Raw genomic sequence first — 14,497 nt, 5'->3', positions numbered from 1 at the left:
CCTTTCTTATTGGATGTTCACAGGGTCAGTTGCTCTTTCCACGGAGGTAGTGGAAGAAACCACTGGCAATGCACAGATTGCCGAGCGCCAGCAGGTAGTGAAAGAGATCCATACGAAGAAAACCTGCAAGCTTACCTTCTGTACCAATCACCAGGCCACCAATAAAGTAGGCGCAGACCCCAGTCAGTGCGAAAGCGGTAAAAGTTGGCTTGCGTTCGCCCCGTGTGATAATGGCTGCTGTCATGAGCAGCAGGGCTGCCGCGCTGAGCACCAGGTGCCAGGCATCCAGCCATTCCAGTCGACGCATCAGCTCAAAGCAGGCCATGAGCCCCAGGAGGATGGAGCCCCAGTCCTGTTTACGCAATGGCCAGTTCCATACGGTAGCCGCAATGGCAGTCGCCAGCAGCGACGGCGAGAGGTAGTTGGCCGCCTGGTACAGCATCTGGTGAGGTTCTGTCCAGATGGCGGAAAAACCATAACGCAGTGTTCCCAGGCCCGCCGCTGCGGCGACCAGGCCGAAGGCCAGCAACGCAACGGTGGCCGGCAGGCGCCGGCCTGGTTCAAAGGAGCGAAACTGGGCCATGAGAAAGACGCCGAACAGGCTGGAAAAAGCCAGTACGGCGTCAGAGATAGCAACGGATATAACCGGTTCGAACATCAGGCAATCCTGGCAAAGGCTTTTTCTGCCGCGGCAAGCGTTTCATCAATATCCGTGTCGCTGTGGGCGCTGGAGATAAAGCCGGCTTCAAAGGCAGACGGTGCGAGATAGATCCCTTCTTCCAGCATGGCGTGGAAGAAACGGCCAAATCGCTCACTGTCACAGCGCATGACCTGGTCAAAGCGTTCTATGCGTTCCTGGTCCGTGAAGAACACACCAAACATGGCGCCGGCCTGGCTGGTGGTGAAGGGGATACCGGCCGCATCGGCCCGCTCCTGAAGACCGGACAGTAACCGGGTCACACGCTGGCTGAGCTGTTCATGGAATCCGGGTTCTGTAATCAGATCCAGCACAGTCAGGCCCGCTGACATGGCAACCGGATTACCGGAGAGTGTACCTGCCTGGTACACAGGACCCAGCGGGGCAATGTGTTCCATGATCTCACGACGGCCGCCAAAGGCGCCTACCGGCATACCGCCACCGATGACCTTGCCCAGGGTGGTCAGATCCGGTGTGACACCGTAATAGCCCTGAGCACCACCGAGGGAAACGCGGAAACCGGTCATGACTTCATCAAAAATCAGCACGGTGTCGTGCTCATCACAGATTTCCCGCAGACCTTCGAGGAAGCCCGGTACCGGGGGAATACAATTCATGTTGCCTGCCACGGGTTCCACGATGATACAGGCGATCTCGTCACCGGTTTCGGCAAAGGCCTTGCGGACACTGTCCAGATCGTTATAAGTAAGCGTGATGGTATGTGCCGCCAGGTCTGCAGGAACACCTGGTGAATTAGGCACGCCGAGTGTGAGGGCACCGGATCCCGCCTTGACCAGCAGGGAATCCGAGTGGCCATGGTAGCAGCCCTCGAACTTGACGATCTTGTCCCGGCCGGTATAGCCACGGGCCAGGCGGATGGCACTCATGGTGGCTTCGGTACCGGAGTTCACCATCCGTACCATGTCCATGGAAGGCACCAGTTCACAGACCTTGTCGGCCATTGAGATTTCAATGGCCGTTGGTGCGCCGAAGCTCAACCCCAGTTTGACCTGCTCCTGCACGGCGGCAATGACCCGTGGATGGTTGTGGCCGACAATCATCGGCCCCCAGGAGCCTATGTAGTCTATATAGGCCTTACCGTCTTCATCGTACATCCGGGCGCCATCCGCGCGACGGAAGAAGACGGGCGTGCCACCGACACCCTTGAATGCGCGAACCGGCGAGTTAACACCACCGGGAATATGCCGCTGTGCTTGCTGGAACAGGGATTCTGAGCGATTCATTGTATGTCCTTTTCGGTCACAGGCTGGCCGCCACGTCAGGATGGACGGAACAACTGGCTGTATTGGCGGGCCTGGGCTTCGATATTATCGGCGCTGAACAGGTCACTGATGACGGCCACCATGTTCACGCCCTGCGAAATGATATCCGGCGCATTATCCAGTGTTATACCGCCGATGGCTACTATTGGTACGTTTAATGTCTGGCAGGCTTCGGCCAGCAGGCCAGGTTTGACGTCCACGGCGGCTTCCGGCTTGGTTGGCGATGGGAAACAGGCGCCAAAAGCAACATAATCCGCCCCCCGCGATTGCATGACCAGTGCGCGCTCCAGCGAACCGTAGCAGCTGATGCCGATGATGACATTATCCCCAAGGTGATTGCGTGCACCCGATACCGTATCGTCATCTGCGCCGAGATGGACGCCATCTGCTCCGCATGCCGCCGCCAGGGCGACATCGTCATTTATGATGAGTGGTACCTGATAGTTGTGGCAGAGTTCCTTCAGCATCCGAGCCTGATGAAGTCTTTTTTCGTTATCGGTGCTTTTGTCACGATACTGCAGAATGGTCATGCCACCTTGTAGAGCGCTTTCTACACAGGTAAGCAATGCATTGTCGTTTGGCATTAACACGCTATCGGTAATGCCGTAAAGTCCTGAAAGTCGCTCGTGTGAGGACATGATGCAAGCCCTGATTAGTCATAAGCGCTAGTTAATATAGGCGTAAGTCGATACCTTCAAGCCGCGCGATGAGATTCTGTTATGAAAGCAGGGTTCTAGGGTATTGGTCAGTCACTATAAGGCGTCGCGTATGGTACAAAACTGATGCCATTTTTTATCATTAATAGCGCAGCAATATCCTCATAACCGCTTGCAATGGCATGATCGAAAGGAGTTTTCCCTTCAGAATCCTGTTGATTGATTTTAGCACCATGCTCTATCAGGTATTGAACCAAGGGATAATGATCATGGAGTACGGCTGTTATCAGTGGCGTGGTACTGGCCATAGCCTGTGATACTGAAGTAATAGTATTGATATCCGCACCGTATTTGATGAATAGAGCACATAGCTGAATTGATCCAACCTGACTGGATAGAACAAGGTATTCAGAAAATTTCAATGGACCAGGTAGGATAGACCTCTGCCTTCGCAGTAGATAGCTGACCATTTCAGTTTCTTGAAGAGTGATATAAACCTGTATGATGTCATAGAATACTGGAGTTTGTGTGCCGAACCTTTCTCGCCGGTCAAGTTCCTCTACAGTGTAACGTGCAAAATCGCCTACTCTGGTTGGCATAGTCAGTGGTAGTTGAAAGTGAAGGCGTTGCAAGCGGTCAACACAGATGGCGGTTCTGCCGTTGGCTTCTGGGAACACGTGAAATAAATGCATTTTTTGCAGCAATGATATCCCTGCTTTTCGGATGATATCCATTGCTACGCGTTTATTGGGATGGTTTTTAACCCACTCCACCTGACAATAGTACTGCTCTAAGAAGCGCTTTGTTTTTTCCCGGCGAATGTCGGGCGTTCCAATAAAGTGAACCCGAATGTCTCTGCTACATGGATCCACTTCTAACAGGAAGTTGGCATTTAGTGAGGTGGTTTCCGATACTTTTTTATCCGTTAGCAGGTATCGTCCCGCTAAATTAAATTTGTTTAATAGTTTTTTTATTTCATGTTTTTGGTATTCGAATCGGTATTTTATCAATGATTCATCTAAGAGTGCTTGTAGTTTGACGGTGGAGTATGTGTCAGGGTCTGAGATATCAATGCAGAAGTTGGAGTAACCAAATTTACCTTCGCCACCAACCAGTTTATTGATTTTTAATAAGTTATTTACTGCGTTTTCTATCTTTCTTTTTTTTGTTTCACTGTCTCTTGTGAAAAAAATATCTTTAAGACGTCTCATGTTTGTAGGCTGTTGATCATCTACATCTAATCGCAGTGTAACGTCTCGCCCACTATTTGGTTGCAGGGAAAAAATGCCCTCCTTGTGGTGAAGAAGGGCAAATTCAATACCATTCAGCAGCCTTAATATACATTCCTGTTCATCTTCAAGAGCAAGTCGACCAACTTGATGGAACATAGCATCGATAATTTTCAGAAATAGTTCATCATGATGACTCTCTATCAGTCCTGCATTTATAGCGGGTTGCGTTAATTGAAAAGCTTTGTTTTCAATCTTTATGGATGTTTCGAGTAAGTCTGTTAAAAGTTTTTTGTGTTCCGTGTTTAATAATTGATGTGCATTTACAAAAACTATTGTTGTTTTAATCGCTTTTATACGTTCTTCATGTCCTTTTATTGGTTTGTATAATTCTTTTTCAAGCAGGTAGGAAAGCGCTTTGATGCAGAGGTTTACATGTTCCGATATGTAGATTTTTGAGAACCTTAAATTAGGGATGTAACCACGATCCCACATCTGTTTTGTTGTTACTTTTTCGGGTGATTGCCCCTGCAATAAGCGGGTTTCAGGCAGAAGATTATAGGTTAAATCAGCAATTTCTTGTGAAATTCTCCATGAGCTTATGGAGGATTGAATCCTTTTTGGGTGTAGAAGATGTGAGGTTTGCTGTGTAAAAAGAGACGCTTCTGTACTGTCTGTGAGTGAGAGCCTTCGCCGCCTGTGCCTTTGCTTACATACACCACGCAATATGTATGATGACTGACTTCTAGATAACCGCTTTCCAATAAAAAAATCATATGTGTGCATGAATCATTGAACCCTCAGGTGAGCCGGCGTCTTATTGCTAAAAACTAAAAGACAGGTCTCTTGCTTGATAGTTTATTGATCAGCACTTTTTGTTTGGCATTGTTGCGGACGAGTTACCCGGTGATTTTGTGAGGTTTAAGAGGGGGCGATCAAAAAGCAAGGGACGCTAATGTTTCCCTTGCTTCTCATAGGTGGTTTACTGGGGGACAAAGCGTTAAGAGTAACTCACCTGTTTATTCAAGGTAGATCCTGACTCCTGATCATAAAGAACCTCTTCGTCAATCTCACCTTCCGTCTTCGCAACAATGGTGCTGACAGCCGTGTCACCGACAACGTTGGTCACGGTGCACAGGGCATCCAGTATACGGTCGGTCGCGATGATGATTCCCAGTGCTTCAATGGGCAGGCCCAGCTGGTGCAGCAATACCCCGGTGGTCACAACCGCACCGCCGGGAATACCACCGGTGGCAATGGCCAGCAGGAAGGCGGTTACGCCCAGGGTCACCAGTTCGCCGCCGCTGAGGTCAACGTTGTAGGCGTAAGCGACGAACATGGTGGCGACGGTCATATAAATAGCCGCCCCCGACATGTTCATGGTCGCACCCAGAGGCACCGAGAATCCCGCCACTTTGTCAGAAACACCCAGTTTGTCAGTCAGTGTCCGGAAGGTTACCGGGATCGTGGCATTCGAACTCGCGGTTGACAGCGCAAACATCATCTGTTCACGGGTCTTGCGGATAAAGCTGATAGGGCTGGTTCCAGTGGCCATGCCAGTGACTAGTGGATAGAAACCAAACAGCCAGATCAGCATGACCAGGGAGGCGGTCATCACGTAGGTCATTACGCTGAGGATGCTGTGACTGTCCAGCGTAGCGGCCAGCTTGGCGGTCAGGAAGAACACACCGTAAGGCGCCAGCGCCATGACCATGCCAATCAGTTTCATCATCACATTGTTGGCCAGGGAAAAGGCCTTGCTGACACTGTGGGTTTCCTGATCTTCCAGCTTTTTAATGGCAATACCGGTAATGATTGCCATGAACAGGATCTGCAGGATATTGCCTTCCGCGAACGCCTGTACCGGGTTGGTGGGCACAATGCCAATCACCATATCCAGCAGGGAGGGCACTTCAGTGCGGCTCAGGCTCAGAGAGGCATCGGCCAGCCCAAGATTAGCGCCTAGCCCCGGCTTGACCATCAGGGCAATACCGATGGCGGCTGCAATCGCGATCACCGTATTCAGCAGATAGAGCCCCAGCGTCTTTGCGCCCAGGCGACCAAACTGGTTGATATCGTCCAGACTGCAGACCGCGTTGACGATGGAGATGAAAATCAGGGGCATGACCATCAATTTGATCATGGAAACGAAGATATTACCGCCGGCATGGAACAGGCCGCCGACAAGCCAGGTTTGAAGCATACCTTCCGGTGACGCAAAGTGTTGAATCAGGGCGCCAACCAAAATACCGCCAACCAGGGCGATCAGGATGCGAGTTGTCAGATTACTACTCATGGATCAGGAACTCCCGCTTTTGGAGTCTCTCGACTCTCGTGTTATTGAACGTTTTTGTTATAAGAGATTGGAATCTAACCTATAACCAACGGCAATACAAGACGCTATAAAATGCTGCCTATTCAGGATGATCTCCCGAAAAAAGGATAAAAACAGTAACAATTCCTGTTAGTAAATCTAACAACGATTGGCTAAAGGACTGGCTTTTGGGGAATGACAGGCGGATATGCCTTAGAATGGCTGGGTACGTAGTTATACCTAAGTTGCGGGGTGAAAGCAAATTCAGGTGGGTATGCTCGCAAAGATTTGTTTTGCGGAGAAGGCGACAAGTCATAAAAGGCTGCCGCCTGAACAGGGGAAAACTTTCAGGAAAAGAAGGCGAGAGAAACTATTATCAAAGCATTAGATTTGCCGCTGCCTAAATCGCATCCAGCGCATCAGATAACTTGTTTACACCAATAATCTCTATCCCTTCGATTGGCTTTCTGGGTCGATTCGCCATGGGCACGATAGCGCGCCGGAAGCCATGCTTGGCAGCTTCGATAATCCGTTCCTGACCACTGGCGACCGGACGGATTTCGCCCGCCAGACCCACTTCGCCAAACGCCACCAGATCCTGTGGCAGTGGTGTGTCCCTTAAGCTGGAAACAATAGCGAGCAGGCTGGCCAGATCCGCACTGGTTTCGGTAATACGGACACCACCGACCACGTTGAGGAACACATCCTGGTCACTGGTGAATATGCCGCCATGGCGGGTCAGGATCGCCAGCAGCATTGCCAGCCGGTTTTGGTCCATGCCAACCGTGACTCGGCGAGGATTACCCAGCTGGGATTCCACCACCAGGGCCTGAATCTCAACCAGCAGGGGCCGGGTGCCTTCCCACAGCACATTAATAACACTGCCAGATACGGCCTCATCTGCACGGGTGAGGAAAATGGCCGAAGGGTTTTTCACTTCCTTTAATCCCTTCTCGGTCATGGCGAAGATGCCGAGTTCATTGACCTGACCGAAGCGGTTCTTGGTCGCGCGCATGATCCGGAAGCGGGAATCATCCGTCGTACCGAGCATCAACTGGGTATCGATGATATGGCTCAGCGTCATGGGGCCGGCGAGTGAGTTGTCCTTGGTGACATGGCCGACGATTAACAGCACGGTGCCTGTCTGCTTGGCAAACCGGGTCAGGAAGGCGGCGGATTCCCGTACCTGCGCGACACCGCCGGGCGCAGAGTCGATACCATTCATAAAGGTGACCTGAATGGAGTCAATCACGATGATGCCGGGCTTTTCGGCTTCCGCGATGGCGACGATTTTTTCTGCCGAGGTTTCAGCCAGCATCTTCAGCTGATCAGTCGGCAACCCCAGGCGTTTTGCCCGGTTAGCGATCTGCTGCATGGATTCCTCGCCGGATACATACAACGCGGGCATGGTCTGCGCCACATGGGCCAGCGTTTGCAACAGGATCGTACTTTTACCCGCGCCGGGATGGCCGCCTATGAGTACGGCGCTGCCCGGGACGAACCCACCACCAAGAACGCGGTCTAATTCGGAAGAACCGCTGGTGAAGCGAGGGGCATCCTCAACGCTGACATCACTGAGTAACTGGACACCGGACTGAGCGCCGGCAAAGCCGGAACGATTGGCAGCCTCAATGGAAGGAGATGTCGCAGGGCCGAGGTTAATTTCCCGGATGGTGTTCCAGGCTTTGCAGTCCGGGCACTGTCCCTGCCACTTACCCGACTCGCTGCCACATTCGGAACATACGTAGGCTTTACGGGTTTTGCCTCTTGCCATGCTTTCGGTGAATCCTGTAGAAAGAAAAGGTTGCTTCTGGACGTATTGTTCAGGCTTGAGACGACATGGGTCAATACCTGAAGGAATAAGTGCTGCTTTAATTTCGCTGGACGCAAGTTCTACTATGCTGTCCTCGATCTATAACACAGTGCGGTTTCCAAGACACCTTGAATGCGGGGGCGGGAATGCCATCAATGGCAGCCCGGGCAGACAGGGTGATAAATAAATCCAGAAGAGGTTGTACTGGAATGAAGTTGATAGTTCGATTGCTGGCGGGTATTGTTGCCGGCGTTATCATTGGTCTGCTGGTACCACAAGCCGGCGTGATTGAAGCACTGGCACGGTTGCTGGTGACCTTCAAGTCTATCTTTGGTGAATTCATCAGTTTCACCATTCCCCTGATTATCCTGTTCTACATCATGAGCGGTGTCGCCAATCTTCAGCAGGGTTCCGGGCGCGCCCTGGGTTCTACCGTTGGTTTCGCTTACCTGTCGACCATTGTGGCCGGTTCACTGGCGTTCTTCATGGCCAGCACCTTTATTCCGGGCATGGTGGAACTGGGTTCCCAGGCGGCATCGGAAGGCGGCGGCCTCAAGCCGATTCTGGTATTGCACATTCCACCGGTCATGGGGGTTATGACCGCGCTGGTGATGGCATTTGCCTTTGGTATGGGGATTTCTGCGACCGGTGGGAGTGAGCTCAAAACGGTGGTTGATCAGGCGAAGGATATTGTTGAGCTGATGCTCTCCAAAGTCCTGATTCCCGGCCTGCCGTTCTATATTGCTGGTGTGTTTGCCGAAATGGCGGTCGACGGCACCGTTTTCTCGACGCTCAAGACCTTCGGCGTAGTGCTGATGCTGGCCATTGTCATGCACTGGATCTGGCTGTCGATCCTTTACTTCAGCACGGGCGCGCTGACGGGCCGCAATCCACTCAGCATGCTGCGTAACATGATTCCGGCTTATCTGACTGCCGTCGGTACCATGTCCAGTGCGGCGACCATTCCTGTGACCGTCCGCCAGGCCAAGGCCAATGGTATTGACGACAACGTGGTGGATTTTGCCGTACCGCTGTGCGCCACTATCCATCTTTCCGGCAGTGCCATCACACTGACGACCTGTGCCACTGCCGTCATGTTGCTGACCGGGTTGGCTGAGCCGACTTATGCCATGATTTTGCCGTTCCTGCTGATGCTGGGTGTTACCCTGATCGCCGCACCGGGTGCACCGGGTGGCGCGGTTATGGCGTCACTGGGGCTGTTGACCAGCATGCTGGGCTTCGGTGAGTCAGCCATTGCGCTGATGATTGCCCTTTACATGGCTCAGGATAGCTTCGGTACGGCGTGTAACGTAACAGGCGATGGCGCCATTGCAGCGCTGGTTGAACGCTTCGGTCGCACTGCTGAAGAGCCTATGGCATCAGCTATCCTGCCTGAAGGTCAGGAAGGGTAATTGCTGACATAATGGTAAACCTGTGGAGATATGATCAAATTTGTGATTGATATCTCCACAGGCTTTTAAGGGCTCGTGCTAGCTGTTTATAGCTACACGGCCTCAATTTCTTCCGCTTGAAGAAGCGGGGTATTAAGGGGAAATTCAACTGTTGTTGATGAGGGCATTATTTGTAATTCAATACCCTCCTGACTTTCACGACTTTCAGGCTCATCAAGGAGGTTGTGAGCATCGAGTGTATCGTTCACGATGCGCTGATGTGCAGCTTCTTCGCTAATTCGTTTTAACATCATTAGACACGGCACACCGCGTCCGAAATGACCGTCTATGCGATAAGAGCGCTGTTCTCTTTGCCTGAAAACGTTTTCATTATCATACAGCAAGCTACCACCCCATTCATGTTCGATGACGGCTAGATAATGCCCGCTACGGGCAAATGAGGCTTCTTCTGCTGTTTCTGTTGCGCTAATGTCCTGTTCATAATAAACGCTGCTGACTACTTCAAAGTACAGTTTCTGTTTTCGCATTGTTTCGTTGTCAATGACTGTCAGGTAGACAATACGGTGTGGAGTCTTTAACAAGGCATCTTTGAACTGTTGTTTTGATGCATAGCTGTGAGGTACCGTGAAATTCAGAGTAATTACCTCGAGCTGTTTGCAGTCAGCCCTGAGCATTTGACGTTCCGATGTTATGCTCCAGTCTGACTCATTGCCATCAGTGAGTTTTACTTCTGATAAGTCAACCTTTGACGAAGAGGCTGTAAAGTCAAGATCTGCCTGAGTACAGGTCGTCAGGCCAGAGAAAGGTCTTTCTTTGAAGGTATGATCGAGTAATTCCTGCAACGTGTATGTGCTGTTTTCCGGAACATTAATGTTCAATATGTTCGAAGGCCTGTTTTCATCAAGCCGGAATGTTGTTTTGACGCTAACATTACCTTTTTCTATGGTGCGTTCAGTCCAGTAGATGAAGCTGAACCTGGGATCCTGATGTAATGCTAAAACTTCGTCTAACACTGACTGTAGAAATTCGCAGGCGTCCTGTTGCATGAGCCCTTTGGCCTGCCAATCATGTAATGGCTCTTTCTTTACACATTCAAGACCACTGAAGGCATTTGTGGTTTTTTTTGCCTCAGCGATAAGGTCACTAATGAGAGTCTGGTAGAGTGATTGAAATCTATCAGTCGTTTCCCCTGTAAACAGTAGGTAAAGTTCGCGCAGTTGTTTTTGTATATGATGGAATTTGTCTGGTGAACGTGCAATTGGCCAAGCTCCTTGTTGCTCTTCCAATTTCGGGTGTTTATCGATGATAGGGAAGAGGCATGTAAATGTTCCGTTCAAAATGACACCGATAAAACAGGTGTTGCCAAGATTCTTGAATCCTGACAGTTCTGGTACTTTTTCCAGTGATGTAGCTGTTGGCTGAGCGAAGAGCGTGGGGTGCTGTAACTGGACCCTTATAAGATGTTTGTAGTTTCTTTCTTCTTTAGTCAATTCAAGAATTTCTTCTATTGCCTCTATTTGGTTGATTATCTTTTTTTGCTTTATTTCTTCAGTCTCCTTTGAACTCTTGATTTTTTCTATTTCCTCTTTTGCTTTCCTGAGTTCAAATATAAATTCTGGATAGGTGTAACGGGTTTCTTGATAGAGGTGTTTCTTTAGGCGTTTAGGTATTGATGTATAATCATCAGTGCCACCGATGCCTGGAAATATCGAGAATGCTTTGGAATCCATGTCTTTTACAGACAGTACATCTAATAGTGTGGTTTCGTTGGCGATCAGGTAACAACGAGCCATTAGAACTTTGAGGCAATTGGCTAGCTCATCAAAAGCTCTGGTGATTCGCTCATACTTGGTATCGTTGTAGCGAACATAATATAATAAAAGAACAAATAAAGAAAACTGCATGATTTTTACCATGTCAGGTTGCTGTTTGGCCCATTTTTCATCGGCGTTCGAGTTAAATTCACTGAGTCTCTTGAGCATGACGTCACGCCAGACGCTAGCGGATGTTTGTGTACCACAACTATGAAAGCAATTTAAAAAGGCTAGAGAGAATACTTCTGTGCATCTCTCTCGCATAGTGACGTCACGAAAAAGTATTTTGATCTCGTCAATATTGACAGGACGGCTTATCTCTTTAGACTTCCTTTTGCTTGTATGGATTGATTCAGGGGTGGCGGGTTTTGTTGTCTGGAGCGACAATGCTTCAGAGGCATCCACAGACTCTGAACGCCTACTCTCCAAGCCAATTGAAGCGCTGAGTGATTTTTGTTCCTCGTTAATGATGCTTTTATGTTCTGATTGCTTATCTGTGCTTTCTTCAGGTAAATGTCTGTATTGAATGGGTTGATTAGGTGTTGATGGTGGTTGTGCCATGATAATACTCCTGCTCAGGTAAAAACATGATGTAAGTTCCCGGCCATAAATATTTTGCCATTTTTATAAAGATAAATTGCACCAAGGTACATCTCTTATTTGCGTATGATGTGACCTGATAACTTTCAGGAAGTTCCGGTTGAGATTGTGAGGTTCCCGACTTCGATTACCTGTCATACAAGAGTCTCATCTTCATCGATTACCTCAGTCATATCATCGAACTGGGCTAAAGGTGCTATAGCAGAATCTGTATCCGACAGGGTGGTACTTGATGATTCTTCCTCTTCTCTGTTGTCCGGGTAGTAAAAGAAAATATAAGGGTCGCCAGTGCAAAAATCCTTAATTGAATGGGTGTCCGAGTCTTTGTGTTGCCTCAATGTGATATGATCATCATGAAGTAACCATGTATCTTTTGACCGAGTCAGTGTTGTGTAATGTCCCTGGTCAATGCTAGGTCCTTTATGGCAGATAATACATTTTGCACGAAATCTGATAGTGCGTTCTGGTTGTTCAGGATCGGATGTATCTCTAATTTTCATTTCTATATATTCACTAAAATTTTCTAGTATTTGTCTTCCTACAGACTCTTTGCTTTCTGAGTGTGGGTAAGCAATTTTGAGACAAATGAAATCCAGTGGTGCGGCCTTGGGCTTCTCTTCTGATGGACTTGATTGCACAGCAGTGTTGTCAGTATCAACAACCTGGTTAATGGCACTGCCTTGAGCGATCTGTTCGTCTGACTCTGAACTGTATTGGCTATATTCGGCTTCCAGGGATAGTTTTCGCACCGTTGGCCACGTGTGTTTGTCTTGTATTTTTGATTGAAGTTCAGCAAATTCAGGTGCTGAACGATCAAAATGTTCTGGAAGTTCACTCACCTGACAATACTGCCAGTTGTCTGGCTCGATTTTTTCAGGATGAAAACAGTTGTCAACGAGTTTTTGCATTTCGAAGCCTTCTTCTCCATTATTAACCTGAAGTTCTAGTATGTAGCTTTTCTCTCGAGGGGAAAATTTTATAACCTCATGATCTCTATTTTGGAAGGGTATTTTTAGTATACTGTATGGTGCTTTTTTAAATGAGCAAAGTTGACGTTGTTTTTTTGTCTCATGATCATTGTACAGCGCTTCAAGCATTGCCAGCATAAAGTCCATAGCATCTTGCTGATCTATTTGTTTTGTATTTGTTTCCTCTTTTAATGCTTTTTCCCATTGTGTGATTTTTTCTTCTGGAAGCAGTTCCATCATTCTGAAGTCATTGGCAACCTTACCGTATAAGCTACAGGCTTTTATAAAGTCAAGCAGGATTTTGTCGACTGCTTTTTGCTCATGCTCAATTCCTTTTTTTCTTTCTTTGTATAGTGTGCGAAGCTTGAATAGTGCATGCTGTATTTCATTTTGATGATAATCTTCTGGATAGTGAAATTGTGCAATTTCATCGAAAACCCTGTTTGGCATCCCTTCCAAGAAAGCTTTTAAGACAGAAATTACGAAACAGGAATTACCAGGATTTGTAAAACCTTGGATTTTGGGAACCTTGATGAGTGTCGGATGTACGATGTATTTTACTTCTTCGCCTTCTTTAAAGTTGAGTGAATCTTTATCTATTTCTAAAACCTCTAGTGGGTCTTCTCCTGCCGCTAACCGTTGCATAAATATAGGGAATTTTTCAAATCTATCATCCTCGCAGTATTTTGTCATTTGTTGTAATAGATAAGTGCGGTCGTATGTCCATCGCTGATCATTAAGAGGGACTCTTGTAATACCCTCCAAGTTATGAGTTAGAAGTTTCACGGTTAACTGTTCGGATCTCATGTCAATACAGTCACGGAACATTTCTATACTCTTAAGAGTGTCTCCGTTTTTTGTGTAGTAGCAGCCTAAAAACATGGTTCTTACAATTTCGATATAAATCGCCTCTATTGCTTTTAATGCATTCTTCTTTTCAGCTGTCTCTGGAGTGGAATTGTGTTTGGCATAGACTATCTTCATTAAATGATAAAGGAATCGAATGTGTTGTGGCATATCAGCTTTTCGTTGGAATAATTGAATTTTATCCATTTCACTGGATGCTGAATCATATTTTTTGAGTTGTTTTACAAGCAGCTCGACCAAGCGGATATCTCGTTCCTGGCATGTATATTTCCAGCATGAAATGGCTGCTTGTCTGAAGCACTGAGAGGTGGACTCTGTTTTTTCTAGTGTTCTGAAATGCTTATATAATTGTTTTGTTGCTAGTTTTTCTTCATCGGACGTTTTACATGCTTTGCACGTAAAGCAACTAAGACACTTGAAAATACGACGTCCTGAAGATAAGGATTCAGTCGTTTTGACATGTGTTTTTTGAATGCTTTCATCTTCGTCCTTAGTGTCAACTCTTTCGTAAGTGTGCGCTGGGACGGATAGTGCCTGAGTATGATTAAATTCCATGGTTTTACCTGTAAAAATAAATACAATGCGTAATGAGGTTTGCTGATAAATTGATAGATGATAATGAGTTGTGGATTTTTTTGTGATGACGGTTTGGTCTTGAATTTTGACAAAATCGTATTTGTCTCATCTCTTTTTGTTTTTAATGTTGAGTGTATATGTCTTATTTTTAATATGGCTATTGTTGATGTTTTTTTTTGGTTAGAATCCGGTGTTTGTCAACATAGTTGTCGCCCCAACTCAAGCCGCTTTCTTAAGTTGATCAGCTGAAGATCTGTCGGGATTAAGC

9 protein-coding genes are annotated in these 14,497 nt (G+C 47.8%); 1 reads left to right on the top strand and 8 read right to left on the bottom strand.

Going from position 1 to position 14,497, the window contains the following annotated elements; genetic code table 11:
• Positions 1-25 precede the first annotated feature (25 nt).
• The 6 genes from ABD892_RS18770 to radA all read right to left on the bottom strand — a co-directional run bounded on the left by ABD892_RS18770 (position 26) and on the right by radA (position 7,953).
• Positions 26-658, bottom strand: a complete 633-nt coding sequence (locus ABD892_RS18770) for a hypothetical protein (RefSeq protein WP_345197574.1) — start codon at positions 656-658, stop codon at positions 26-28.
• Positions 658-1,941: a glutamate-1-semialdehyde 2,1-aminomutase gene (hemL, locus tag ABD892_RS18765; RefSeq protein ID WP_345197572.1), complete on the bottom strand. Its 1,284-nt coding sequence runs from the start codon at positions 1,939-1,941 to the stop codon at positions 658-660. The genes ABD892_RS18770 and hemL overlap by 1 nt, the downstream gene beginning before the upstream one ends.
• Before the next feature lie 35 nt (positions 1,942-1,976).
• Entirely contained in the window at positions 1,977-2,618 is a 642-nt protein-coding gene (thiE, locus tag ABD892_RS18760) for a thiamine phosphate synthase (RefSeq protein ID WP_345197570.1), read from the bottom strand.
• 107 nt (positions 2,619-2,725) lie between these two features.
• Positions 2,726-4,651, bottom strand: coding sequence for an ankyrin repeat domain-containing protein (locus ABD892_RS18755; protein ID WP_345197569.1), 1,926 nt, complete (start codon positions 4,649-4,651; stop codon positions 2,726-2,728).
• 214 nt (positions 4,652-4,865) lie between these two features.
• Positions 4,866-6,161, bottom strand: coding sequence for a dicarboxylate/amino acid:cation symporter (locus ABD892_RS18750; RefSeq protein ID WP_345197567.1), 1,296 nt, complete (start codon positions 6,159-6,161; stop codon positions 4,866-4,868).
• Between the two features lie 418 nt (positions 6,162-6,579).
• Complete coding sequence (gene radA / locus ABD892_RS18745) at positions 6,580-7,953, bottom strand: DNA repair protein RadA (protein ID WP_345197565.1); 1,374 nt, start codon at positions 7,951-7,953, stop codon at positions 6,580-6,582.
• Positions 7,954-8,201: 248 nt separating this feature from the next.
• Here radA and ABD892_RS18740 point away from each other — a divergent pair, with 248 nt between their 5' ends.
• Entirely contained in the window at positions 8,202-9,404 is a 1,203-nt protein-coding gene (locus ABD892_RS18740) for a dicarboxylate/amino acid:cation symporter (RefSeq protein ID WP_345197564.1), read from the top strand.
• A gap of 92 nt (positions 9,405-9,496) precedes the next feature.
• Here ABD892_RS18740 and ABD892_RS18735 read toward each other — a convergent pair whose 3' ends face one another.
• Positions 9,497-11,779 (bottom strand): ubiquitin carboxyl-terminal hydrolase family protein, encoded by a 2,283-nt coding sequence (locus ABD892_RS18735; RefSeq protein ID WP_345197562.1) that lies wholly within the window; start codon positions 11,777-11,779, stop codon positions 9,497-9,499.
• A gap of 173 nt (positions 11,780-11,952) precedes the next feature.
• Positions 11,953-14,208, bottom strand: a complete 2,256-nt coding sequence (locus ABD892_RS18730; protein WP_345197561.1) for a ubiquitin carboxyl-terminal hydrolase — start codon at positions 14,206-14,208, stop codon at positions 11,953-11,955.
• Positions 14,209-14,497: the final 289 nt, after the last annotated feature.

The organism is Kistimonas scapharcae, assembly GCF_039540975.1.
Classification (GTDB): Bacteria; Pseudomonadota; Gammaproteobacteria; order Pseudomonadales; family Endozoicomonadaceae; genus Kistimonas; species Kistimonas scapharcae.
Note: the sequence above shows the minus strand (reverse complement) of the source record. Positions and strands in the feature narration are given on the sequence as shown.

Excerpts from the sequence above, each read along its gene's own strand:
- ABD892_RS18770 (WP_345197574.1), bottom strand. The coding sequence starts at position 658 with ATGTTCGAACCGGTTATATCCGTTGCTATCTCTGACGCCGTACTGGCT.
- ABD892_RS18730 (WP_345197561.1), bottom strand. The coding sequence starts at position 14,208 with ATGGAATTTAATCATACTCAGGCACTATCCGTCCCAGCGCACACTTAC.
- ABD892_RS18740 (WP_345197564.1), top strand. The coding sequence starts at position 8,202 with ATGAAGTTGATAGTTCGATTGCTGGCGGGTATTGTTGCCGGCGTTATC.
- thiE (WP_345197570.1), bottom strand. The coding sequence starts at position 2,618 with ATGTCCTCACACGAGCGACTTTCAGGACTTTACGGCATTACCGATAGC.
- ABD892_RS18735 (WP_345197562.1), bottom strand. The coding sequence starts at position 11,779 with ATGGCACAACCACCATCAACACCTAATCAACCCATTCAATACAGACAT.
- hemL (WP_345197572.1), bottom strand. The coding sequence starts at position 1,941 with ATGAATCGCTCAGAATCCCTGTTCCAGCAAGCACAGCGGCATATTCCC.
- radA (WP_345197565.1), bottom strand. The coding sequence starts at position 7,953 with ATGGCAAGAGGCAAAACCCGTAAAGCCTACGTATGTTCCGAATGTGGC.
- ABD892_RS18750 (WP_345197567.1), bottom strand. The coding sequence starts at position 6,161 with ATGAGTAGTAATCTGACAACTCGCATCCTGATCGCCCTGGTTGGCGGT.
- ABD892_RS18755 (WP_345197569.1), bottom strand. The coding sequence starts at position 4,651 with ATGCACACATATGATTTTTTTATTGGAAAGCGGTTATCTAGAAGTCAG.